Source organism: Thermosynechococcus sp. PKX95 (genome assembly GCF_031583295.1).
Taxonomy (GTDB): domain Bacteria; phylum Cyanobacteriota; class Cyanobacteriia; order Thermosynechococcales; family Thermosynechococcaceae; genus Thermosynechococcus.
This window is the reverse complement of record NZ_CP134171.1, coordinates 2,205,927-2,229,048: the sequence shown is the minus strand read 5'-3', so window position 1 is coordinate 2,229,048 and position 23,122 is coordinate 2,205,927. Positions and strand designations below refer to the sequence as shown.

Here is a 23,122-nt window from a genome sequence, read left to right as displayed (position 1 = left end):
TGCTGGATATAGGAGACAACCCGCTCTCGTCAGTCCAAGCTATAGCTCATGTTCTTGAGTAAGATTCATGACGCTTTGAGTATAGCCTATCCCTCTTGAAAATATCTCACTCCCTTTCGAAATTAATAGGAGCTGATGCAGGTGGTGTGTTCACCTGTTGCTTGAGGCCATCTATTTTTCGCTGAATACTGGAAATAGCAAAAAAGGGGAGTAACGGGATTGACCCCAAAAAGCCGATAACTAAGCAGCTAAAGACCACATCTTGCCACTCGTGTAGAATACCGTTCGCCACCAAAAATAGGGGAATAGCAGTTACACCAAGATACAGAAGAATAAATAGCCCCTGCAAAATCCTTGGCCAGACCCAGTTCCCTAGAGAAATGCCAACCACGATGACAATAATGCCCAGAACCGCCATTTCCCACTCGGTTAGGGTGTCAATATTACGCAAACTCTGAAGCAAAGCATCAAAACTTGGCAAGTCTGGCAACACAGCAATCACTCCAAATCAAAGGGCTACAAAATTTTCCTAGGCACTAGCATACACTCAAGTAAAATGGGGTCAATCAACATTACAAAAATATTTTTGAGACTGCCTTCGATGGCGATCGCATCCCATCAACGATGATCCTGACGCTTGGGGGTGCCAATCTTTAGATTAACTTTTGTTGCGTAGTTAAAATTCTCTGTTCATAAGTCCTGTAAGTGGTGTAAGATTGACAGTGTCCCTCTAACGGCTGCAATTGTGAATTCGCCGCACACCTTCACATTAGGCTTGCGTAAGCTTGGCCTACAAGTCATGACTGAGTGCTCTCCAAATTCATAATTAGCAATTTGTAGGGTTCACTCTAGCAATTAAAATACTGATGAACTGTTGGGAGAAGAGTCTTATGCATCACCCCTGTTTTCTGAGGCTAAAGCTCTACCCAATAAGTTTATTTTTGACTGCTGCCAGTGGTCTATTGCCACTCCTAACGGCTCAGCGCGCCCATGCTCAAACTTCACCTCAAACCAGTAACATCAACGTTCAGGCGACGGTGAAGGCAGCCTGTGTGATTAAGGGTGTTCAGGATATTAACTTTGGCACCTATGATCCCCTCGGTACCCACTACACCCAAGCGCTAGATGCCCAAGGTCAGGTGAGTGTGCAATGCTTACCGGGCACCCAAGCAACCATTCGGCTGAATCAGGGGAGTTATCCTGCTGCTTTGTCCAGTTGTCTTGTACCGCTGCGGCGTATGGCTTCTGGCTCCGCTCGCCTTCCTTATTTTTTGTATCGGGATAGTTCTTACTCCCCTCTTGACATTTGGGGCTGTAACTTCCTGAATGATGTGGACTACAGTGCGACCAATGCTAGCGTCAAAGACATTATCGTGTACGGTCGCATCCCATCGGGTCAAGCTCTTGCACTTTTAGGGACTCTGAATCAACTGACACCGGGTACTTATATCGATACGGTTCAGATTATTGTTTCTTTCTAAAGGAAAGATAAAACCTCCGTGAAATCACGGTAGGCAAGGGGGGGATGCTGTAGTATTGTTACTGCTAGTATGTGTTGCAAGCTCACCGCGAGTTATCCCTAAAGGTTTGCTACATTCAGTATTAGAGTAACATCAAAAATTGGGGTCTAAACTTTTTGCTGTTCTCATAAGGGGGTTTGACGATGACTTTCTCATTCCTGCTCAAACGGATTTTTCTCGGTCTATTTCTTACTGCGGCGGGGGGCGTACTGCCTCTGTTAATGGCACAGGCTGCCAAAGCCCAAACTTCGCCCCAAACCACAAATATCCAAATTCAAGCAAACGTCAACCCAGCCTGCAAAATTACGGGTACTCAAAATATCAACTTTGGTACCTATGATCCATTGGGTGCCCACGCAACAACGCCCTTGGATGCCCAAGGTGAAGTGAGTGTCAAGTGCTTACCTAAGACTCAAGCGACTATTAAGCTGGACGAAGGAAGCAACGCTTCATCGAGCTCTTCTTGTACTGCTCCTCTGCGCCAGATGGCCAATGCGGATGCTCGTCTTCCCTATGGATTATACAAAGATGCTGCGAGAAGTGAAGTTTGGGGCTGTGATCTCAGTAATGCTGTCGAGTACACAGCACCCAATGCATCTCCTGCAAACTTCCCCATCTACGGTCGGATTCTCGCAGCAGATAACTTACCGTCCGGTACTCTAGATCAGCTAAAACCCGGTGCCTATATTGATACGGTTCAAGTCACTGTCTCGTTCTAGCGTGCGCTTTCTATTGGGGTGGCGGTTTGCCCTGCTGGCCACAGTCATTGCCCTTGGCATGGCTTCAAGGGTGGGAGCACAATCCTCGGAGTTTTATCTGAATGCGGTGCAGGTGTTTCTCTCACCGCGTCAGCGAACGGCATTGTTGACCCTGACCAATACGGGGCAGGTGCCGATTAACTTTGAGATTAGTGTCCGCCGCTGGCAGCAAACCGCCGATGGCCAAGAGGAGCTAACGGAAAGCGATGGCAATGTCGTGGCTTTCCCTGTCTTGCTGTCGGTACCGCCAGGAGAACAGCGGACTTTACGGGTTGGGGTACGGCAACCGGCAACCACTGAAGAGCAAACCTATCGCCTCCTAGTGACAGAATTGCCCCCAGCCAATGTGCCAGAAACCCAAGGGGCTGCCATTCGCATTATCAAGACCTTTAGCCTGCCCGTTTTTGTCCAACCTGCCAATATCCAGCGCCAAGGCGAAATTTTGAATGGTCGGGTTGAAGGGGGCAAATTAAGTTTTGTACTCCGCAATCGTGGTAATGTTCACATTCAAACCCTTGGCATAACCGTACAGGGGCTGAATGAGCGGGGGACGGTTGTTTTCGAGCGGACGCTAGATTCTGTGTATGTTTTGGCCGATCGCGATCGCCCCTTTAGGAATATTCCTCTACCACAAACCAACTGTGCCCAAGTGCGCCAAGTCAAATTACAGTCTGTGGGCACCAACCCCTCCCTTACAACTGAAATTTCTACTCCCAACGGCGTTTGCGTTTAGTAGCCTCCTGATGGCTGCTCCAGTCTCTGCCCAAGCAGAAGTCTCTGCCATTTATACCCTTGAGGTGAATCGCGTTACCAAGGGGGATGTGATTGTTTTGGTGCGTGGCGATGATGTGCTCATCCCTTTGCAGGATCTAGTGAATGCCGGTCTGAGGGAGATTGGCGGTCGCCGCGAAATCATCCAAGGCATTGAGCACGTCTCCTTGCAGTCGTTGGCACCGCAGATGACATTCCAGCGGGATGATGCCAACTTAGTGCTACGGTTACAGGTGGGAGCAGCCCAACTGCCACAAACGGTCATTGACTTTAAACCGAGTAATGAACCGCCGGGGATTCGCTATAGCCAACCCTTAAGTGCCTACCTGAACTATGGTGTTTTTTGGAATAACTTTGAACAACTGACGGCTGCCAGTGAAGTGGCGATTAGCTTTGGTGGCAATGCCCTCACCTCAACGCTGGGGTTGACTGCCGATGGCAACCTGCAACGGGGACTCACCGCTTTTAGATTGGATCATCGGCGCCATCTCACAACTTTGACCCTAGGGGATGCGTTTATCAGCAGTGACCTGTTGGGCGGGGGTGGCCTTTGGGGGGGCATTGTTTGGGAACGCAACTTTGGCCTTAGCCCTTACCTGATTCGCCAACCCGCCTTTGACTTTCGGGGTGAGGTAACCACCCCCAGCAGCGCAGAAATTTACCTGAATAACTTGCTGATTCGACAGGTGACGTTACCGCCGGGGCCGTTTATTCTCAAAAATTTGCCCGCCTTTGGGGGCTTTAATCGCTTGCGAATTGTGATAAAGGATGCTGAGGGCAATCAACAGGTCTTTAGCCGTAATTTTGTCCAGTCGTTTACGTTATTGCGCCCTGGGCTATCGGAGTTTATTGTGGCTGCCGGTGCCGAGCGGGAAAATTTTGGCACGGAGAATTTCAGCTACGGAGATCAGGTGCAATTTTTGGCGGCCTATCGGCAGGGCATTTTGAATAACTTGACCCTAGGGGCACGTCTAGAAGGCAATGGCGATCTTTTGAATGCGGGCTTGAACCTGAGTACGGCGATTCCCATTGGCACGCTGGATGTGGCGGCGGCGGTGAGTACCACTGAGGGAAAATTGGGGAGTGGGATTGCTGTTGGCTACAACTATCCGGGGCGGTGGCTGGCCTTTGGTGGTGGGGTGCGCCTCCTCAGTGGCAACTATGTCAATACTGGCTTGGGTTTGGGGGACGATCGCCCGCAGTTAGAGGGCTTTGCCAATGCCACTCTGAATCTGGGGTCGCGGGTAACAATCAGTGGTCAGTACTTTTTTACCAATCCCCGCGATCAAGTGGTGCGGCAACAGGCAACGATTCTCGCTCAAGTGCAACTCCGCCGCAATCTCAGTCTATACCTGCAAGGTTCGCGCTTCCTTTCTGGCAGTGATCAGCCAGTGAACCAAATCAGTGTTACGTTTAACTACTTTCTGAACAATGCAGTGACACTTAACACTGGCTGGCTGCAACAGGGAAATCAGGGGGTTCCTTTCCTCAACGTCTCGCGATCGCTCCCGGTGGGCGTCGGCTATGGCTATCAGGGACAGGTGCTTCAGGCCAATGAGCGGGTCTTTGTCAGTGGCACATTTTCTTACAATGCCCCTTGGAGCCGCTACCAAATTGGCTACGCGCAGGCAGGGGATACAGGACAGGCGCAAGTGGTGGTGGAAGGGGGATTCGTCACAATTGGCGGTGAAGTTTTTGCCACGCGACCGGTGCAGGGAAGTTTTGTTTTGGTAGATGTGCCCAATGTGGGGGGTGTGCGCACCTACTTAAGCAATCAGGAAATTGGTCGCACGAATCGTCGCGGTAAAATTTTGATTCCAGACTTGCTGCCCTACTACGGCAATGCCTTGCGGATCGAGGATCAGGATATTCCCATTGATTTTGCCATTGGCCGCACCGAGCTACTGATTGCACCGCCTTTTCGTGGGGGAGCGATCGCCCGCTTTGATGTCCGCCCCAGTCGCAACTATGTCGGACGAGTGGTGATTTTGCGGGGCAGTGAGCGAATCATTCCCAATTTGGGACAACTCACCCTAGAACGCAACAAGGAAACAATCCTATCGCCCCTCTCGCCAAGGGGAGAATTTTACTTTGATACCCTAGAAGCAGGAACCTACACTGCTGAAGTGACCTACGAGCAACTGCGCTGTACGTTCCAACTGACACTGCCACCCAGTGACGATCTCTTTACTGATGTAGGGGAAGTCTCATGTTCGTTGCCCGACTCGCCACGATAGGATGCATCACTGGCTTCAGTTGCCTTGGGTATTGGGCAGCCGCACAGGCTCAGGGGACGGGTTGTCAGTTTCAAAGTGTGACCGGTTTGAACTTTGGGAGCTATGATCCTTTTTCGCCCATTCCTCTAGATACCACTGGTCAAGTCCAATTTGTCTGTGTGGGGGGTGGGGCTGGTAGCTTTAATAACCGCCCCGTAACGGTTCAACTAAGCCAAGGGGGCAGCAATAGTTTTACACCGCGACAAATGAGCAGTGGGAGCGATCGCCTGAACTATAACCTCTATCTTGATGCTAATCGCAGTATCATTTGGGGCGATGGCACAGGGGGCACACAGCAACGGGGGCCTTTTATTCCCGGCAACAATGTCCTCAATACACTGACGATCTACGGTCGCATTCCTGCCCAGCAGTGGGTTGCCCCCGGCCTCTACACCGACTCACTGCGGGTGACGATTATTTTTTGATGTTTTAGAGGCGTCTAGGGGGGTGGGTTGAGTCGCGCCACCAAGGTTTCCGGATGCAGCGCCGAGAGGACAACAATCTCCCCATCCAAGACCAGTACGGCACGAGTCCGCCGTCCGTGGGTGGCATCAATGAGATGATGATGCTGCCGTGCTTCGAGAATTAGGCGCTTGATGGGAGCAGAGTCGGGGCTGACGATCGCCAAGAGTCGCTGCGGCGAGACGTAGTTGCCAAAACCAATGTTTAGCATTCTACCCGATGGTAGTCCTGAAGGGCTTGAACCCTGAGGGTTGAGGTTTGCAGGGTTTTAATGGCGGCAGCCGTTGCCTTGGCACCGGCGATCGTCGTCACAATTGGAATCTTGTAGGCAAGGGCGGTGCGACGAATCAATTGGGCATCGGTACGGGCTTCCTGACCCGAGGGCGTATTCAGAATCAGGTGAATCTGCTCATTTTTAATCGCATCGAGGACATGGGGACGCCCTTCATGGAGCTTGAGGATGAGTTCAATATTACTCAGACCCGCCTCAAGCAGAGCATTGCGGGTTCCTTCGGTGGCAATAATCCGAAAGCCGAGGGACTGCAACTCCTGCACCACGGGCACAATCGCTGCCTTGTCGCGATCGCTCATCGATACAAAAACAGTTCCTTTCAAAGGTAACCTTTGATTGGCCGCCAGTTGAGACTTGGCATAGGCAGCACCAAAGGTCATGTCAATCCCCATCACTTCACCCGTAGAGCGCATCTCTGGCCCCAGTACCGTATCCGTACCGGCAAATTTTTCAAAGGGCAGAACCGCTTCCTTAACAGCGACATGGTTGGGAATCTTCTCATCGAGGAAATTGAGTTCTGCAAGCGTTTTGCCTGACATCAGGCGGGCAGCCATTTTAGCAAGGGGAATGCCGATCGCCTTGGAGACAAAGGGCACCGTACGGGATGCCCGCGGGTTGGCCTCCAAAATATAGACCTGCTCCCCTTGTACTGCCAGTTGTAGGTTCATCAGCCCCACCACTTTGAGGGCCTTGGCGAGGGCAATACTCCACCTGCGAATGGTCGCCAACACGGTAGGAGAAAGGGATTGGGTGGGCAAGCTACAGGCAGAATCCCCAGAGTGAATCCCGGCTTGTTCGATGTGTTCCATAATCCCACCAATCACCACGGTACCGCTGGCATCAGCAATGGCATCCACATCCACTTCAATGGCGTTTTCCAGATACTTATCAATGAGAATTGGTCGCTCTGGCTCCACCTGCACGGCTTCGTTCATATAGCGTTCCAGTTCGGCATCGGAATAGACGATTTCCATGGCGCGACCGCCGAGCACATAACTGGGGCGCACCACTACGGGGTAGCTAATGCGCTGGGCAATACTCAGGGCTTCGGCGTAACTGCGAGCGGTGCCATTGGGGGGTTGGGGGATATTCAGCTCCCGCAAGATTTTCTCGAAGCGTTCGCGGTCTTCGGCAATATCAATGCAGTCGGGCGAGGTGCCCCAGATTTGCGTTCCGAGGCGATCGCCATGGGTTTCGAGGTACTGCTGGAGGGGTAAGGCGAGTTTCAGCGGCGTTTGACCGCCAAACTGAATAATAATGCCGACGGGGCGCTCCACCTCAATAATGTTGAGGACATCTTCCTTCGTCAGGGGTTCAAAGTAGAGGCGATCGCTGGTGTCGTAATCCGTGGAAACCGTTTCAGGATTGGAGTTGACCATGATTGTTTCATAGTCATCCGCCCGCAGCGCGTAGGAAGCATGGCAGCAGCAGTAATCAAATTCAATCCCTTGACCAATGCGGTTTGGCCCTGAGCCAAGAATCATTACCCGCGGCTTGCGGGGGGGCAGCACTTCCGATTGCGGGGGCAGTAATTCAACATCGCCGGTATCGGGGTTAATTTGCTCCACCGGCCGCTCATAGGCGGAGTAGTAGTAGGGGGTGTAGGCCTCAAACTCGGCGGCACAGGTGTCCACGGTTTTATAGACGGGAACAACACCGAGGGATTGGCGATAGGCCCGCACCTGATCATCGGTGGTTTTGGTGGCGTAGGCAATTTGGGCATCACTAAAGCCCTGCTGCTTGACCCGCCAGAGATCATCAGCGGTGAGTTGCTCTAGTTTGCTGCGCTTGAGGAATTTTTCCGTTTCTAGCAGTCCCTGCATCTGCCGCAGGAACCACGGATCAATGGCGGTGAGTTCATAAACCTCTTCAACGGTCATCCCCAAGAGGAAGGCGTGGCGAATGGCAAAGATGCGATCGGGATTGGGTGTGCGCAGTTTCCCCCGCAGTTGTTCAAGGCTGGGGAGTTTTTCGGGGCGATCGCACCCCCAGCCGGCGCGTCCGGTTTCCAGCGATCGCAGGGCTTTTTGCAGGGACTCTTGGAATGTGCGGCCAATGGCCATGGCTTCACCAACGGACTTCATTTGGGTGGTCAGCACCGGCTGCGAGCCGGGAAACTTCTCAAAGGCAAAGCGGGGAATTTTGGTGACCACGTAGTCAATCGTGGGTTCAAAACTAGCGGGGGTTTTCTTGGTAATGTCGTTGGGGATTTCCGGCAGCGTGTAGCCCACAGCCAATTTCGCCGCCATTTTGGCAATGGGAAAGCCAGTTGCCTTAGAAGCGAGTGCTGAGGAGCGCGAGACACGGGGATTCATTTCAATCACGATCACTTCCCCTGTTTCGGGGTTAACGGCAAACTGAATGTTTGATCCGCCCGTTTCTACGCCAATTTCCCGAATGATTTTGATGGCAGCATCCCGCAGCCGCTGATACTCTTTATCCGTCAGGGTTTGCGCTGGTGCGACAGTGATGGAGTCCCCGGTATGGATACCCATGGGATCCACGTTCTCAATGGAGCAGATAATGACCACGTTATCGGCCATATCCCGCATGACTTCTAGCTCATATTCTTTCCAGCCAATCAGGGACTGCTCAATGAGAATCTGCGAGACCGGGCTAGCCTCCAGACCAGCAGCAGCAAGCTCTTCAAATTCCTCTTGGTTATAGGCAATGCCACCACCGCTGCCCCCCAAGGTAAAGGCCGGTCGAATAATCAGGGGATAAACCCCAATCTCTTGGGCGATCGCCCGCGCCTCTTCGAGGGTATTGGCCAAGCCCGACGGACACACCCCCACCCCAATGCGCTGCATTGCCTCCTTAAAGAGCTTGCGATCCTCGGCCATTTCAATGGCGGGTAATTTGGCACCAATCAACTCCACGCCATAGCGATCCAGCACCCCCGATTTTGACAGAGCCACCGCCAAGTTCAGCGCCGTTTGTCCGCCCATGGTCGGCAGTAGGGCATCGGGGCGCTCAGCGGCAATGACTTTTTCCACCATTTCCGGGGTGAGGGGTTCAATGTACGTGCGATCGGCGGTCTCGGGATCCGTCATGATGGTGGCGGGGTTGGAGTTAATCAGGATCACCTCGTACCCTTCCTCGCGCAACGCCTTACAGGCTTGGGTTCCCGAATAGTCAAATTCACAGGCTTGACCAATGACAATCGGACCCGAACCAATAATGAGAATTTTTGAAATATCGGTACGACGAGGCATAGGGACAACGCAGCCAAAGGATTTCAATCACGCCTTCCCTATCCTACACTCCCCCTTGAGATCGCGCCTGTTCTGTTAAGTTGAAAATCACTAGGTCACCAGCTCTGAGGGCGATTGGTGTTAGGATTTACTCACATTCCTATGAGGGTGGGACACATTCCAGCGACTGCGACCCCACAGCAATGTCAAGATCAACGACGGTACGCCAACATCGTAAAGCCAAATCCCCCAGCCAGCATTGTAGGGGGCAAAATTTCCCAGCAACATCTGTTGGTAGTGGCCATAGGCACATCCCAACACATAGACCGAGAAACCAATCCCTGTTGCTGACCAGAACAATCCTCGTTGCCAAATGCAGAGCAGGCCAAGAATCCCAAAGGCCAGATTCGCCATTGCGACCTCAAATTGGAAAGGACTCCCCGGTAACCAGCCAATTTTGCGAGCCGTCGCTGCAGCATCAAACGTATGCACCAACGCACTCATCACCCCCCCAATTCCCACAAAAATAACCAGTAGGTACAGCAAGCTGACATGGATGATCCCTGCCCGTGTACGCTGGTGAGGCTGTCGCCACAAATGCAGACCAATGCCAAGAATAGTCATCAGACTATAAAAAAGCCAAATCATGGTTGCATCCCTATAACAGCAGCAATAGAAAAACGATGACCCTTTTGTCAAACAGGGGGTACGTAAAGTAAAGGGGAGGTCATCCCGTTCCCTAGGAACTTTCACCGTTTTGAGCCTATTCTATCCGAGTGAAGAGGAGAAGCTATCAGTGTTCCCAAAAGTACCTCTCAAGGAATGCTGCTGCCGCTAGGGAGTGGGGGTCGCAGATCCGGATCGCACGGCGGCAAGGGTTTCTGCTTGGTAAACCGTACCCGTTGACTCCACCAAACCAGCAATGCAGAGCTTGACATTGCGATTGTGCTGAACGAAGACGCGAAACCCTCCTTTGTTGGTGCCACTGTCAACAGCGCCCGGCAAGTTATTGGTGCAGTTGGGACTCGTGTTGGCAATGCCATCAATCAACGCATTGGGGGTAGAGTCACCAATTTTTTGGCGATAGAGAATCATCGGGCCTCGCCACACCACATTGCTCGTCTTGGGACGGGTGTAATAGGCCACACGGGTCGTACTGGCGAGGGTGCCGTCGTTCTGTTCCTCTAGGTTATCCGCTGGTTTTTCTATAAACATCACCAACTGGTAGCCACCACTGGGAATGACCCAATCTGGGGGTGCCGTGGTTGAGATGCGAATGGCTGAGCGAATATCATCGGAGATAAAGTCGAGGGCGCGGCTCAGGTTCATGCGGGTAATTGCCTGCTCTTCAACACGACGATTGTTTTGCAGGATAGCCACCATTGCCCAACCACTCATGGCCACAACAATACTGCCAACGGCAGCCGCCACCAGTAACTCCGTCAATGTAAAGCCGCGATCGCTTCTGCGCCAACCCTGCATATCTGTGCCCCTCTAGTTGCGTGCTTGACAGTTATCGGCAGTTGCACCCGTGGTGTCCGTTGCAAGGTAATTGCCCGTGCGCATAATCCCCAATCCCAAGGACACCACCAAACAGCGCTGTAGGGTTGGATGGCTTATGGAGGCAATCACAATCGTGCCTGTACTACTGGTGCGCCCCTGAAAGCCAAACCGTATAGACGCAGCACCCGTTTCTCGACGCAGGGTTACATTTTCCAGTTGGCGGGAGCCATTGGGCAGACATTGGGGTGGATCCCCCGCGATAGTGGGATTGGTGCCTGTGTTAATCGTCACTCGACAGGCTTGATTGCGCCGCATTGCCTCCCGCTGCGCTTCCCGTAGTGCCCCCTCTAAGCTTTCAAGAGCTTGGTTGACCCGCTGCGTTTCTAGCCAATAGAGAAAGCTCGGCGTGACAGCCACCGCTAAAATCGCTGCCACCGTCAGGACAATCAGGATTTCAATCAGGGTCATGCCCTGCTCACGGACAGCGGAAAAACGCATTGGGCACCACCTCGGTTGATAGTTGAGCAACGACGCGGTTGTTACTATTGCGCACAGAATAGGCCAGTTCTAGGGTTTGGAAAGGTGCCTCAGCACGGGTGGTGGGTGTGCGCGTCATCGTAAACGTGTCATTGACAATGGGGCGACTATTATTGCTGCTGTTCATCGGCGGAATCAAGGTTTGCAGGTAGGCACCAAAGCCACCATCAATGCCATTGGTTTCATCGGCTTGAATCCGACAGCGGGCATAGACACGAGTACCCGCCCCCCGATAGCCCCCTACTGGCGAGTCCAAGGTAATCGTGTTGGCTGACATAGAGACAATACGGCGTGTGCCCGAGTCCGAACCAATGAGAACGCGATCGCCCACTCGAAACCCATCCGTGGGTGAAGTTACTGGACAGGCACCCCCGGTGCGATACTCTGGGGGCATGGCTTGATCGTAGTCACTTTCACCCGATTGAATGAGTGCCAGTGTTAAGGTGGTGTCATTGCCTTGGGCGGGTGCTGCCAGCTTGCGTTGGGCAAACTTGGTTTGGCAGAGATCGTAGGCAACAATTTTGATATTTTCTAGATCATCTTGAATCCAGTGACTGGCCTCGGCAAATTTACGGGCATCCGCTTGGAAAAAGGCAGCGACAACAATGGCCTGCATCGCCGCTAGGGTAAAGAGGCTAATCACCAGAATGGAAGCCAAGACCTCCGCAAGGGTAAAGCCTTGGGAACGTTGCTGCACCAGCCAGTGGAAATAGAACTTACTACGAGTCATCAACATTACCTCCGAATTTAGTACTGGGCTAGGCGGTTCCAGTTGCTCGCTTCGGTGGTGCGTGCCACAACAATTGAAGCATTGGCATAGTTGCCTCCCAAGGCTTCCGGTAGGCGATCGGGCACCCTGATTTCAGCATTGTTGGAGCTAGAACCATTCCACGTTTTTGCCCAAACTGCACCGAAGATATCTGGCTCGCGACTGCCGCCATTGATGCCTACCTTCGCATCAGGCGCATAAACAAAGACACTTCCTACTGTGGAGCCACCGCTAAGGGTGAATTCTTGGTCAGGTATCGCATTGGTTGGGTCTGGGGGATTGCCATAGATGCGTAGGCGATCGGGCGTGCCGACACCACTGGGAAGTCCCATATTAGCGTCGGTACCGCAGGTGGAACTATTGGGGCTACAGGTGTTGTCAATCCCTGCATTACCACTGAGGGAGATGTTGCCACTGACGTAGAGGCGAATGGCATAGTTCGTCGTATTAAATGTCACCCTCTCGTTACCACTGAGGTTAATGTCGCGAATGCGATAGGCGTAATAGACTTTCTCTGGGTTGACAATTCGCTCCCCGGGGCGTAGGGGATCAGGGATAAAGAAGGGAATGTTGGGGTCAGGGTCAACGTAGGGGCGATCGCCCGAACGGGGAAAGTTTTGGTCAGTTGTTCTACCTGTAATGTCCTGTGAGTCTTGGGGAGGATTTCGGCCTTGTCCTGGAATCGGAAAGTTGGCGTAGGCACCTTGACTGTAGCCGCCTGCCGCTTGCAGGGCTTGCTGAAAGTCGGTAATTTGACTGGATGGCAACCAACTGGGTAGCGTAGTCAGGGGAACACTCCCTAGCACGGAACCACCCACCGCATCGGGTGCTTCAGGAAAAGGCGGTAGGTTAATCTTGTTGATGGCGATCGTCCCCTCAATAATCGCGTTATTGAGCGCTCCGATGGCACTGCGCAGTCCCTGTTGGGTCGGCTGGCCATTTTGGCACTGGGCTTGGGGAACCACACAGTTGGCAGGATTGGTGCAGATCACGTTGCCGTTGACGGTGCCAAAGACATCATTGTTGCCGAGGTTAATGCTTTGTGCCAGCAGGCCAGGGAAGTTGGAGGGCACGCTGCGATCCGTAATCACCATCTTTTGCAAGATGAAGGCATTCGCCGGCGAGTTATTGGGCAAGCGACCTTCGATCAACAGGTGTCCTGTTTGCGTTGGCGCATCGTAGAGATAGGAGAGAATACGGTAATTGCCCTGCACAGGGGTGCCAATTGTGCCGTTGAGGACAATCGTATTTAGGTTATCGAGGGTAAAGCAGGGGGGCGCATCAGAATCAAGGCTCGCCGCTGTCCATTCATTTACAGCAGGAACATTCAAACCCGTGGTATTGGGCTGACCCACTTTTGTTGCATCCGCTGCGCGACTGATCAGGTAGGGGCGGGCAGGATTAAAGTTCGTATTGTTAGCGGGGTTATAGGTGCGGCGCAGCAGAATCTGGTAGTTGCCATTGAGTAAGCCAAGGGTACGAGCCATACCGCCCTCAGCCACCGCAAAGGCCTGCTGGGTTTGTTTTTGCAAGCTAGCAGTGCTCACATCCAGTTGCGATCGCGAGAGCAGGGTTAGGGCAACCACGATCATGATCAGTCCCATGCCCAAGACCAAAGGCAGAGTAAACCCCCGCTGCCGCCGCCGATACCCCGGACGGGGATAGCGACGTTTCAGTGAGCGCACCAGTTTTTTCATCATTGGCCTGTCCTCTATTGCCCCAACCTTTGCTCTATCAATATATCTTGACTACGAGAACTTCGTTGCTGCTGATGCTGAGTTGAATACGCCCTCAATTTTTGGCTTTTATACACAGTTGATATAATTTAACCGCAAACTTGAGAGAGGTGATGTAATCTCGCTCACATCCATGTCCTGCTCCCTATTATACCTTTTCCCAAAAGGCTCCATTTCAAGAGTACTCCAGTATATGCAGTGGCGAATCTCTCTGTTAGGGACAAGTCCAAGCCTTATCAAATTCACTCATACTGGGCTTCAGCGTAAATAAAAGCGTAAATAAACTTGAATAACTCTCGCACAAAGGAGCAACCTCTTGAGGAGACATGGGTACTCACGCTTTAGGGATTGGTGTAATTTGCAGCAAGCACACACCTCACTCCCTACCGAGGCACTGGCGGCACTGACAACATTTCTAACGATGGCCTACATCTTGCCCGTCAATGCACAAATTCTTTCCAATGCCATTTTTCGCGAGCAACCACAAGATTTGCAGGCGGAGTTGGTGATTGCAACCGCCGTGTCTGCGGCAGTGGGTAGCATGCTGATGGGGACTTGGGCAAATTACCCGATTGCGTTGGCCCCCGGCATGGGCATCAATGCCTTTTTTGCTTTTGCGGTGGTGGGGCAAATGGGGCTGCCTTGGCCATTGGCGTTGAGTGCTGTCCTCTTAGAGGGCATTGTTTTTGTGCTGCTCACCTTGACGGGGGTGCGATCGCTGATTGTAAATATGATTCCCATGTCCTTGAAGGTGGCGATCGCTGCCGGGGTGGGGCTATTTATCGCCTACATTGGCCTTAGCAATGCGGGAATTATCATCGCTGATGCCGCCACGAAAACAAAACTCACCACCTTTCAGACATGGCCACCCATCCTCGCTGCCCTTGGGATTCTTTTGACAGCCTTTCTTTGTGCTAAGGGGGTGCGGGGGGCGATTTTTTGGGGGGTGATGATCACCGCCTTAGCTGCATGGCTAGTGGGGGCTGCCCCTTGGCCGACAGGTTTGATCCAATGGCCGCAATGGCCGTCCCATCTCTTTGGTCAAGCCTTGGCGGGTTTTGGACAATTGCAACCGCGGCAGTTGGGGTCTTTTTTCTTGGTCACCTTGGTACTGCTTTTTACCGATATGTTTGACACCGTAGGCACGCTCTCTGCGGTGGGGGTACAGGCGGGGTTTCTCAATCAGCAGGGACATTTCCCCCGCGCTTTGGGAGCCTTTATGGCAGATGCGGTGGGGACAATTGTTGGCGCCCTCTTTGGCACTTCCACCGTGACCACCTATATTGAATCGGCAGCCGGAATTGCCGTGGGCGGCCGGACAGGACTGACGGCTTTAATGGTTGGCGGATTGTTTTTGCTCTCACTGTTTTTTTTGCCGATCACAACCGCGATTCCCAGTTTTGCCACGGCACCAGCGCTAGTGCTTGTCGGTGTCTTTATGGCGCGATCGCTCCCAGACATTCCCTGGTCTGATCTCACGGAAGCAATTCCTGCTTTTTTAGTGGTGTTGGTGATGCCCTTGAGCTACTCCATCAGTGAGGGGCTAGCAGTGGGATTTATTAGCTATCCAATCGTGAAATGGGCGGCAGGCAAAGGGAGGGAAGTGCATCCTGCCCTCTGGGGATTGGCGCTTATCTTTATTGCCCACTACTTTTGGCGTTAGACAAGATCTAAGATAGGATGCTTCTGAACTGATTGGAAACACACTACCTATGGATCTCAAATCCCTGATTCGTGATGTCCCAGACTTCCCTAAGCCGGGCATTTTGTTTCGGGATTTAACAACACTGCTGCAAAATCAGGCGGGGCTGCGCTACGTCATTGACCAATTGGTGGAAAAACACGCCAACGAGGGCATTGACTATGTGGCTGGTATCGAGTCGCGGGGCTTTATTTTTGGTGCCCCCTTGGCCTATCGACTGGGAGCAGGCTTCATTCCTTTACGCAAACCGGGTAAACTTTGTGCTCCCGTCTATGCGGTGGAGTATGAACTAGAGTATGGGCGCGATCGCCTCGAGATGCACCAAGATGCTGTAGAGCCAGGTCGGCGGGTACTCATTGTTGATGACTTGATTGCCACTGGAGGCACAGCGGCAGCAGCGGCGGGTCTGATCCAAAAAGCGCAAGCTGAACTCCATGGCTTTGCCTTTATCGTCGAGCTGACGGACTTGGGGGGACGACAAAAGTTGCCCGATGTGCCGATTACCACCCTTGTAACTTATTAGGTTTATTAAGTGTGACTGACTAGGGCGTTACCACGTCACGCGATCGCGCAAGCGTTCGAGGAGCTTCGGCCCGACACCGGGGACAGCATCTAAATCCGCCAAGGATTGAAAGGGCTTTTGCTCGCGAGCACGGATAATTTCAGCCGCCAGTTTGGGGCCGACGCCCGGTAGGGTTTGCAGTTCCTCTGCGGTGGCCGTGTTCAAGTTCACCCGTGTAGTCGGCGTGCTGGCACGATTTCCTGAAGAGGGGGCAGGTCGGGTGGCAATCTTACCACCACAGGCGGTCAACTGCTGCTGAATGCGATCGCGAATATGCTGCGGCAGACCCAAACGACTATTGCTATAGAGGCGCTCAAACTCCCGTTCGTAGTGAGCTGCAACCGTAGGATGCTCGATGACCAGCAAGAATTCATCATTGCCGCGGTTGGCCGCCTCGGACCAGTTGTGGGAACCCACAATCACCGTGCGATCGTCAACCACGCCATACTTGTGGTGCAGCTTATCGCCCTCTGGTAGGAGGGGGGTGCCCACCGTTTGAATGGGGTTTTGCCACGGGCGGTTGCCGGCTTCGTAGTAACAGTTGCCTTGACGGGCTTGGGCAGTATTGGCCATCGCTACCCCCATCATATCGAGGGCTTCGCTAAAGTCACGGTAGATAAATCCTGAGTCAATGAGGGCACGAATGCTAACCCCTTGGTTATGGCGTTCCTCAAGCACGTAGGACAACTCCTGATCGGAGAAAACAAAGAGCGCCATATCAATTTTTTGGCGTGCTCGACGTAGTGTTTGGCCAATCAAGCCATTGGTAGAGGCCGCCCAGGGTTGCGATCGCGGGGTTGGCGAAAAGCGCACCGTGACCATGGCATCGCCCACAGCCACCCGTTGAGGGGGACGCACTGGCTTTTTGACCCCAAAGCGACTGTTGGGCTGACCACCGGGACCATCCCCCCACATAATGTTGAATTCCTCAGTAAATAGGCGTGCCACGGCGGGGCTATCAATCACCAAGAGGGAGTTGGCATTGCCACGGGTATCGGGTCGTCCCAAGTCGCCATGGACATCACTGAGGGTAAAGTTGGCAGTAGTGGCAATGACTTGGCGATTATCAATAACGATAAACTTGTGGTGCATGAGCATACTGCCTTTAGAGCCATCGGCAGTGTCATCAATCCAAGGAATCTTGGCCTCGTTGAGAATCGTCTGCACATCGCGATCGCTGAGTTCCGCTGCACTGAGTTGGCCATCGCCATTGGTATCCACGAGGGCTTTCCAGGCGTTGTAGCGCTCCCGCATTCTCGGATCCATGGCGCTCACTTGCGCAGGGCTGTAGGTTGCCCAAGGCGCAGTGTAGGTATTTTCCATCACCACTCGTACCCGCACTCCCGCCTGCTGCCGTGCTACTAGGGCCTTGGCCAGATTGGGTAGGCGAAACTCCTGCACCGCCACATCAATCGTCTTTTGTGCCTTGGCAATCTGCTCAATCATGATTGCCTCAAGGTCTTCCCCTTCACGGGTATAGGGGCGATAGGGTTCTTGATAACTGTGGGCTTGGGAGTGATTCATGTGTACCGCGATTTGCGGATGTTGAGGCAGCGGGTCTAGGGCAGGGCGGAGAATTGGGTGCGATCGCAATTGAGTGAGCACCACAGCCGCAATCAACAGCCCCAATAGAAACAACAGCAGATACACACCGTGTCGCCGCCATTTAAGCTTTTGCCAAAACACGCTGACTTCCCCAATGCTTGTCCCAATTCTAGGGCTCTCTTTTTCGCCTCAAGGTGTTCTGCGCTGCATCGGTTGCCACGGGCGCTTGGCTAGGATAGAGGCGATGCTTTTGCAGGCCTGCCATGATCACGGTGCTGGTGTTAAATGCTGGCTCTAGTAGCCTCAAAGCCTGTTTGTATCGGTTAGCACCTGAAATGGCGGCAATGGCTGCCACACCCCCCGCTCCCCTTTGGCAAGGCCTGCTCGATTGGGGACAAGACCCAACGGTGGCGCGGCTCAAGATCACAACTGCCGACCAGCGCTACGAAGCCAGCCTAACCCATCCAGAGGGGGGAATTGCAGGCCTACAGGACTGGCTCAAAACGCTCCTAGACACCCTCACCAATGGCTCGACAACGCTCCTAGAAAGCCTTGCAGAGATTACGATCATTGGTCATCGCGTGGTTCATGGGGGTAGCCATTACCAAGCAGCGGTGCGCGTGGATGCGCAGGTGAAAGCAACAATTACCGAATTTAGTGAATATGCGCCGCTCCATAATCCAGCCAACTTGCTGGGAATGGAATTAATGGCCGACATTTGTCCCCAAACACCCCAAGTTGCTGTGTTTGACACCGCTTTCCATGGGCAATTGCCGGCAGTGGCGCGCACCTACCCTATTCCCTATGAATTGACCACCGCGGGAATTCAACGCTATGGCTTCCATGGCATTAGCCATCAATACGTCAGTGAACGGGCAGCCACCCTATTGCAGCGTCCCTTAGCAGCGTTGCGCCTAATTACCTGTCACCTCGGCAATGGCTGTTCCCTGACGGCGGTCAAGGGCGGCGTTTCCGTTGAAACCACAATGGGCTTTACCCCCACGGCGGGAGTGATGATGGGGACGCGCTGTGGCGACATTGATCCGGGGATTTTGCTCTATCTGCTGCGGCGGGGCAAGACAGTTGAAGAACTCGATCGTCTGGTGAATCGCCAATCGGGTCTATTGGGCGTCTCTGGGGTCAGTAATGACTTGCGACAGGTTTTGGCGGCCATTGATCAGGGAAACACCCAAGCGCAGTTGGCCTATGACTGTTTTATCTACTCCCTGCAACGGGGCACTGCGAGCCTTCTGCCGGCTCTTGGTGGTCTCGATGCGTTGGTATTCACAGCAGGAATTGGTGAAAATGCCGCCGGTGTGCGCCGCGATGTCTGCCGAGGGCTAGGTTGGTTGGGAATTGAGTTAGATAGCGCAGCTAACGAAGAGGGTAAAGGCGATCGCGACATTGCGCTGCCGACTGCTCCCGTACGGGTTCTCGTGGTTCAGACCCAAGAGGATTGGGCGATCGCTCGCGCCTGCATACAGCTTCTGTAAGCTGAATTTGCTGAAGAAAACATAAGAAAACATCAAGATTTATGCTCTAGCCTTGACGCCCCAAGGTTGGCGTACGTAGAATGCGGGTAATTATTCACTCCTCAGTATTCAGTTTTCAGTATTCAATCTTTAAATCGTCCAAAGACAAAAAAACATCAGGAGTTGAACTGTGTTGAATCTGCGTCGTACCGCTCTTGTTGCCTTGGCCGCAATGGCAACCTGTACCACTGTTTTACTTTCTCCCGCCGAAGCCAAGCAGGTGAAGGCTGTGCGGGGCGTTGTCACCAACATTGATGGAGATAATGTCACCCTGCGGCAACCTTGGGGTGAAGAGATTGTGGTGGTGTTTGATCGCAAGCACCGTCAGCGCCCCTTCCGCAAGGAAATTGTTGAAGGTCTGGATGTGGCAGTGATTTTGGATCCAAAGGCCAGTGTGCCCACCGCCAAAATCATCTGTGCCGCCATCGTGCCTGCCCCTGAGTATGTCGCGGTAACCCCCATTCGAGTGCCTCAAGTGGGTGGCTCAGCACCGGCTCCGCGTCCGGCTGCCATTCCCCCCGCAGCACCACCGCCGGCACCGCCAACACAAATTCTGTTCTAAACATCCTGAGAGAGATCGGAGTTGTTCTCATGTTGGGCTGGGTCAGAGGAAAAACCTTGGGTTTAGCACTGGGGGCGATCGCCACCCTGCCTATGGCTGCTGTGGGTGCTGAAGAATTGAAGGTGAGCCGTGCCTCTGAGTCAGAGCCGTACTTGCCGACCACCTTAGCGCTCTTGGCACTTCCCCCCCTTGGTGAGGCAACTCCGTTTCTACCCGCTTTGGAACGCAAAATTGTCTTGCGCTTGCGGGAGCGCCGCGTCTTTCTCTATGAAGGTGATCAAGTATTAGCTAGCTATCCCGTGGCCGTGGGCAAGCCGGGCTGGGAAACGCCCCAAGGTAATTTCAGAGTGCTGCACAAAGTCGTCAATCCCCAATGGCGTAATCCCTTTACGGGGGTTTTGGTTCCGCCGGGGGGTCGCAACCCTTTGGGCGATCGCCTGATTGTCTTTGCCCCCATGGGAAATAACAACTATGCTGGCTTCCACGGCACAACGAATGAATCTTTGATTGGCCAAGCCGTTTCCCATGGCTGTGTGCGGATGCGCAACGATGATATTCGCGCCCTCTTTGAAAAAATTGAGGTGGGCACACGAGTGATTGTTCAGCCCTAATTGATTTTAATCAAGAAAAACTAATATCATCATTTATCATTATTTGGCGATCGCTGGTGACTTTCCCCAAGAGCGATCGCTCAAGTTTTGCATAAAGCCACTTTGCAAACCATACCAATGCATTGGAAAGAGCCGATGCACATTGGTTATGATCGCCTTAGCAACACAGGTGTTTCCATAACCCTGTCAGATTAGGGTGTGGCCTCGTTCTGAAATTCACTCTTCACACCATCTCGCTAATGCAAACTTGACCGTTCACTGGTGGGTGATATTGTGCTGGGAAATCTATTTGCAAAACCAAAGCAGGGCTTGGGGATTGAACTCACCCCAGAGCGGGTCAATATCGTACAGCTTCAGCGGCAAAAGCAGGGTCTGAAAATGACCGCTATGGCCTCAGTGCCCTTGAGTGAAGGCGCCATTGAAGAAGGCCGCATCATTGACACCACCGCCGTCGCCGATGCCATCCGTCAAGGGATTGAGGATAAGCGCATCAAACAAAAAGAGGTGATCAGTGCCATTCCCATGAATGAAGCCGTGATTCGCCTGATTCGCCTGCCTGCGGAATTACCCGACTACGAATTGCGGGAAGTGGTTCTCATGCAGGAAGCCCCACTGTACCTGCCCTTTCCCCGTGAAGAGGCCGATGTTGACTATCAAAAGCTGGGAACCTCCCTTGATGAAGATGGCATTGAGCGGGTAGAAATTTTGCTCGTGGGCACGCCCCGCGAAGTGACCGATGCCTATATCAATGCCTTTACCCAAGCCGGTTTACAACTCACCGCCCTTGAAGTGACCAATTTTGCCCTCATGCGTACCCTGCGGGATTCACTACAGCAGTTTGTGGGCGAAGCAGCAGCGATTATTGATATAGGCGACGAGGGCACAGAAATTAGCATCGTCAAAGATGGCATTCCCCAGTTCAACCGCAAAGTGCCCATTGGCAAAGAACGGATGCAAGAAGCCATTAGCCGCGCCATGAACTTGCCGCCTTCGATGGGCGTTGACCTGATTGAGAATCTGACCGTTCCCCTAGAGCCGATGGATGTGACCGGAGCACTCAACCCCAGTGGTGCCGCTATTTTGCGAGTGCTCTCCGATCTAGCAGACGAAATCCGCCGCTCCATTGACTTTTACCTCAACCAAGGGGAAAGTCTAGAGGTCTCGCAGTTGCTGCTTGCCGGTCCCGGTGCCAGTATTGGTCAAGTGGATGAGTTTTTTAGTCAGCGGCTCAACTATGCCACCACTTTGGTTGACCCCATTAGTTTGCTGGGACTGCAAACCCCGGAAGAGATTCCCCTCGAAAAACGCCCTGCCCTCGGCACGGTGATTGGTCTTGGTCTGCGTGGCGCTTAGGAGCATCCCCGATGTACTCAATTGAGATTAACCTCCTTAAAGAACGTCCCGAAGTGGGGGGCATGGCTGCTACCACAACCGCAGCGGCAGGAATGAGTAATGTGCCGATTATTATCGGTGGTGTCGCTGCCCTCTTCTTTGTGGGGCTAGCTCTCCTCGGCTCGGTGGGTGCCAACCTCTGGCTGCAACAACTGACGATTAAACAAAAAAGCATTCAGGATCGCCTCGCAGCCATTTCTCCAGACCTGCAACGCATGGATGAAATTAAAAAAGAGCAGGAACAGATTGCCGCAGAAACCAAAGCCCTAGCCACGGTGTTTAATCAGGTCAAACCTTGGTCGGCGGTGATGCGCAATATGGCAACTCAAACGCCAGGGGAAGTACAAATTCGACGGATTACCCAAGGCGGACAAACAGGCCAAGAGCTAACGATTGAAGGCACAGCCGTCTCCTTTGATGCAGTCAGTGACTTTCTTTTGCTCTTGCAAAATCGCTCTCCCTTCTTTGATGGCAAGGCCACTCAGTTGGTGAAGGCGGAACGGGCAAATCAACAGGGTGAGGAAGAGACAACCGCAAGGGTTTCCTTTAGTATTAAAACCGCGATCGCCAGCGTGCCAGCCTCGGAACTTCTCAATGAACTGGCTGCCAATGGGGTTGAAGGACTGGTGGCGCGCATTCAATTTCTCAAAGAAAAAGGAGTGGTACAGGAATGACCCTAACTGGCGATTTTGGCGGCCCGCCGATTGAGGAACCCGCACCCAATTATCCGACGGTCTTTGGCATTACCCTGACACCCGTCGTCAGTGGTGTCCTTATTGCCTTGGTAGGTTTGGGAGCAGCGGTTTACTTGGGGAGTCTTCTCATTGCCCCCAAACTGGAGGAAGCGGCCAAGTTACAGGAGGAAATTGCCCAGCAGGAAAATGACCTCTCCCAGCGGGAAGTGATCTTGAAGCAACTTAATGATGTGGTAGCGGGGCTAGAGCGTGCCAAGCGGCAAAATCGTGACGTGCGATCGCTCTTTGCGACACAGGAAGCCCTAGACACCCTCCTCCTTGACATTAACCGCCTGATCTTGACCAGCGGCGCCCAACTGACCACATTTGAACCCGATAGTGCAGCTTCAGGAATTGTCCAAGATGGCTCCCTTGGCCCCGAATTAAATGCCAAACTAAAACAACAGGTAACCAACGTTACGATTCAAGGGTCATTTCCCAGCATTTTGCAGATCATGCAAAAAATTGACCAGCAGCAGAACTTCCTCGTGATTAACAACCTGACGATGGAACTCGTTGCTGATAAGCCCGGCGAAGTGATTACCACATTTAAGCTCATGGCCTATGTACCCCTAACCCCTGAGGAAATTGCCGCTTTGGCCCCCCCACCCCAAGGAGGTGAGCAGCAAGGACAACCGCAACAACAACAGCAGCAATAGCGCAT

At 53.0% G+C, this 23,122-nt stretch carries 22 protein-coding genes; 13 read left to right on the top strand and 9 right to left on the bottom strand.

Going from position 1 to position 23,122, the window contains the following annotated elements; genetic code table 11:
• Nucleotides 1-106 precede the first annotated feature (106 nt).
• A complete protein-coding gene (locus tag RHH81_RS10935; protein WP_310744295.1) occupies nt 107-502 on the bottom strand; it encodes a hypothetical protein in 396 nt (131 codons plus the stop codon).
• 439 nt (nt 503-941) lie between these two features.
• On the opposite strand from RHH81_RS10935, the gene RHH81_RS10930 reads away from it, so the two are divergent.
• The 5 genes from RHH81_RS10930 to RHH81_RS10910 all read left to right on the top strand — a co-directional run bounded on the left by RHH81_RS10930 (nt 942) and on the right by RHH81_RS10910 (nt 5,750).
• Nucleotides 942-1,481 carry a spore coat U domain-containing protein gene (locus RHH81_RS10930; RefSeq protein WP_206200193.1) on the top strand — a complete coding sequence of 180 codons (540 nt, stop codon included), beginning with the start codon at nt 942-944 and terminating at the stop codon, nt 1,479-1,481.
• 182 nt (nt 1,482-1,663) lie between these two features.
• Nucleotides 1,664-2,239, top strand: a complete 576-nt coding sequence (locus tag RHH81_RS10925) for a spore coat U domain-containing protein (RefSeq protein ID WP_206200192.1) — start codon at nt 1,664-1,666, stop codon at nt 2,237-2,239.
• Nucleotide 2,240: 1 nt separating this feature from the next.
• Entirely contained in the window at nt 2,241-3,011 is a 771-nt protein-coding gene (locus RHH81_RS10920) for a molecular chaperone (RefSeq protein WP_206200191.1), read from the top strand.
• Between the two features lie 10 nt (nt 3,012-3,021).
• Nucleotides 3,022-5,286, top strand: a complete 2,265-nt coding sequence (locus RHH81_RS10915; protein WP_310453507.1) for a fimbria/pilus outer membrane usher protein — start codon at nt 3,022-3,024, stop codon at nt 5,284-5,286.
• Entirely contained in the window at nt 5,259-5,750 is a 492-nt protein-coding gene (locus tag RHH81_RS10910; RefSeq protein WP_310453506.1) for a spore coat U domain-containing protein, read from the top strand. Before RHH81_RS10915 ends, RHH81_RS10910 begins: the two co-directional genes overlap by 28 nt.
• Nucleotides 5,751-5,764: 14 nt before the next feature.
• Here the strand turns inward: RHH81_RS10910 and RHH81_RS10905 are convergent, their stop codons facing one another.
• From RHH81_RS10905 to RHH81_RS10875, 7 genes are all read right to left on the bottom strand, one after another.
• Entirely contained in the window at nt 5,765-5,998 is a 234-nt protein-coding gene (locus RHH81_RS10905; RefSeq protein ID WP_149819402.1) for a DUF370 domain-containing protein, read from the bottom strand.
• On the bottom strand, nt 5,992-9,294 hold the full coding sequence (carB, locus tag RHH81_RS10900; RefSeq protein ID WP_206200188.1) for a carbamoyl-phosphate synthase large subunit: 3,303 nt from the start codon (nt 9,292-9,294) through the stop codon (nt 5,992-5,994). Before carB ends, RHH81_RS10905 begins: the two co-directional genes overlap by 7 nt.
• Nucleotides 9,295-9,414: 120 nt before the next feature.
• Nucleotides 9,415-9,921, bottom strand: coding sequence for a DUF6790 family protein (locus tag RHH81_RS10895; RefSeq protein WP_149819398.1), 507 nt, complete (start codon nt 9,919-9,921; stop codon nt 9,415-9,417).
• A 186-nt stretch (nt 9,922-10,107) separates the two neighbouring features.
• On the bottom strand, nt 10,108-10,755 hold the full coding sequence (locus RHH81_RS10890; RefSeq protein WP_206200187.1) for a type II secretion system protein J: 648 nt from the start codon (nt 10,753-10,755) through the stop codon (nt 10,108-10,110).
• Nucleotides 10,756-10,767: 12 nt separating this feature from the next.
• The gene (locus RHH81_RS10885) at nt 10,768-11,274 is read right to left on the bottom strand and encodes a GspH/FimT family pseudopilin (RefSeq protein ID WP_310743054.1); all 507 of its coding nucleotides are present in this window, start codon (nt 11,272-11,274) and stop codon (nt 10,768-10,770) included.
• On the bottom strand, nt 11,252-12,043 hold the full coding sequence (locus RHH81_RS10880; RefSeq protein ID WP_310743053.1) for a prepilin-type N-terminal cleavage/methylation domain-containing protein: 792 nt from the start codon (nt 12,041-12,043) through the stop codon (nt 11,252-11,254). The genes RHH81_RS10885 and RHH81_RS10880 overlap by 23 nt, the downstream gene beginning before the upstream one ends.
• 17 nt (nt 12,044-12,060) lie before the next feature.
• On the bottom strand, nt 12,061-13,782 hold the full coding sequence (locus RHH81_RS10875) for a hypothetical protein (protein ID WP_310743052.1): 1,722 nt from the start codon (nt 13,780-13,782) through the stop codon (nt 12,061-12,063).
• Between the two features lie 394 nt (nt 13,783-14,176).
• Here RHH81_RS10875 and RHH81_RS10870 point away from each other — a divergent pair, with 394 nt between their 5' ends.
• Nucleotides 14,177-15,481 carry an NCS2 family permease gene (locus RHH81_RS10870; protein WP_206200183.1) on the top strand — a complete coding sequence of 435 codons (1,305 nt, stop codon included), beginning with the start codon at nt 14,177-14,179 and terminating at the stop codon, nt 15,479-15,481.
• A gap of 49 nt (nt 15,482-15,530) precedes the next feature.
• A complete protein-coding gene (locus RHH81_RS10865; protein WP_206200182.1) occupies nt 15,531-16,043 on the top strand; it encodes an adenine phosphoribosyltransferase in 513 nt (170 codons plus the stop codon).
• A gap of 27 nt (nt 16,044-16,070) precedes the next feature.
• Here RHH81_RS10865 and RHH81_RS10860 read toward each other — a convergent pair whose 3' ends face one another.
• Entirely contained in the window at nt 16,071-17,768 is a 1,698-nt protein-coding gene (locus RHH81_RS10860; protein ID WP_310743051.1) for a phospholipase D-like domain-containing protein, read from the bottom strand.
• 122 nt (nt 17,769-17,890) lie between these two features.
• On the opposite strand from RHH81_RS10860, the gene RHH81_RS10855 reads away from it, so the two are divergent.
• From RHH81_RS10855 to RHH81_RS10830, 6 genes are all read left to right on the top strand, one after another.
• Nucleotides 17,891-19,120 (top strand): acetate kinase, encoded by a 1,230-nt coding sequence (locus RHH81_RS10855; RefSeq protein WP_310453502.1) that lies wholly within the window; start codon nt 17,891-17,893, stop codon nt 19,118-19,120.
• Nucleotides 19,121-19,289: 169 nt separating this feature from the next.
• A complete protein-coding gene (locus RHH81_RS10850) occupies nt 19,290-19,721 on the top strand; it encodes a hypothetical protein (protein WP_286625069.1) in 432 nt (143 codons plus the stop codon).
• Nucleotides 19,722-19,750: 29 nt separating this feature from the next.
• Nucleotides 19,751-20,332, top strand: coding sequence for a L,D-transpeptidase (locus tag RHH81_RS10845; protein WP_310743050.1), 582 nt, complete (start codon nt 19,751-19,753; stop codon nt 20,330-20,332).
• A gap of 273 nt (nt 20,333-20,605) precedes the next feature.
• Nucleotides 20,606-21,685 carry a type IV pilus biogenesis protein PilM gene (gene pilM, locus RHH81_RS10840; protein WP_225901572.1) on the top strand — a complete coding sequence of 360 codons (1,080 nt, stop codon included), beginning with the start codon at nt 20,606-20,608 and terminating at the stop codon, nt 21,683-21,685.
• Nucleotides 21,686-21,696: 11 nt separating this feature from the next.
• Nucleotides 21,697-22,398 (top strand): PilN domain-containing protein, encoded by a 702-nt coding sequence (locus RHH81_RS10835; RefSeq protein ID WP_310743049.1) that lies wholly within the window; start codon nt 21,697-21,699, stop codon nt 22,396-22,398.
• Nucleotides 22,395-23,117: a pilus assembly protein PilO gene (locus RHH81_RS10830; RefSeq protein ID WP_310743048.1), complete on the top strand. Its 723-nt coding sequence runs from the start codon at nt 22,395-22,397 to the stop codon at nt 23,115-23,117. The genes RHH81_RS10835 and RHH81_RS10830 overlap by 4 nt, the downstream gene beginning before the upstream one ends.
• The last annotated feature ends 5 nt before the right edge of the window (nt 23,118-23,122 follow it).

Bases quoted from the DNA above. Each gene is read 5' to 3' on its own strand.
- RHH81_RS10875 (WP_310743052.1), bottom strand. From the start codon at position 13,782: ATGATGAAAAAACTGGTGCGCTCACTGAAACGTCGCTATCCCCGTCCG.
- RHH81_RS10905 (WP_149819402.1), bottom strand. From the start codon at position 5,998: ATGCTAAACATTGGTTTTGGCAACTACGTCTCGCCGCAGCGACTCTTG.
- RHH81_RS10855 (WP_310453502.1), top strand. From the start codon at position 17,891: ATGATCACGGTGCTGGTGTTAAATGCTGGCTCTAGTAGCCTCAAAGCC.
- RHH81_RS10865 (WP_206200182.1), top strand. From the start codon at position 15,531: ATGGATCTCAAATCCCTGATTCGTGATGTCCCAGACTTCCCTAAGCCG.
- RHH81_RS10910 (WP_310453506.1), top strand. From the start codon at position 5,259: ATGTTCGTTGCCCGACTCGCCACGATAGGATGCATCACTGGCTTCAGT.
- RHH81_RS10885 (WP_310743054.1), bottom strand. From the start codon at position 11,274: ATGCGTTTTTCCGCTGTCCGTGAGCAGGGCATGACCCTGATTGAAATC.
- RHH81_RS10890 (WP_206200187.1), bottom strand. From the start codon at position 10,755: ATGCAGGGTTGGCGCAGAAGCGATCGCGGCTTTACATTGACGGAGTTA.
- carB (WP_206200188.1), bottom strand. From the start codon at position 9,294: ATGCCTCGTCGTACCGATATTTCAAAAATTCTCATTATTGGTTCGGGT.
- RHH81_RS10895 (WP_149819398.1), bottom strand. From the start codon at position 9,921: ATGATTTGGCTTTTTTATAGTCTGATGACTATTCTTGGCATTGGTCTG.
- RHH81_RS10880 (WP_310743053.1), bottom strand. From the start codon at position 12,043: ATGACTCGTAGTAAGTTCTATTTCCACTGGCTGGTGCAGCAACGTTCC.
- RHH81_RS10845 (WP_310743050.1), top strand. From the start codon at position 19,751: ATGTTGGGCTGGGTCAGAGGAAAAACCTTGGGTTTAGCACTGGGGGCG.
- RHH81_RS10835 (WP_310743049.1), top strand. From the start codon at position 21,697: ATGTACTCAATTGAGATTAACCTCCTTAAAGAACGTCCCGAAGTGGGG.
- RHH81_RS10830 (WP_310743048.1), top strand. From the start codon at position 22,395: ATGACCCTAACTGGCGATTTTGGCGGCCCGCCGATTGAGGAACCCGCA.
- RHH81_RS10915 (WP_310453507.1), top strand. From the start codon at position 3,022: ATGGCTGCTCCAGTCTCTGCCCAAGCAGAAGTCTCTGCCATTTATACC.
- RHH81_RS10925 (WP_206200192.1), top strand. From the start codon at position 1,664: ATGACTTTCTCATTCCTGCTCAAACGGATTTTTCTCGGTCTATTTCTT.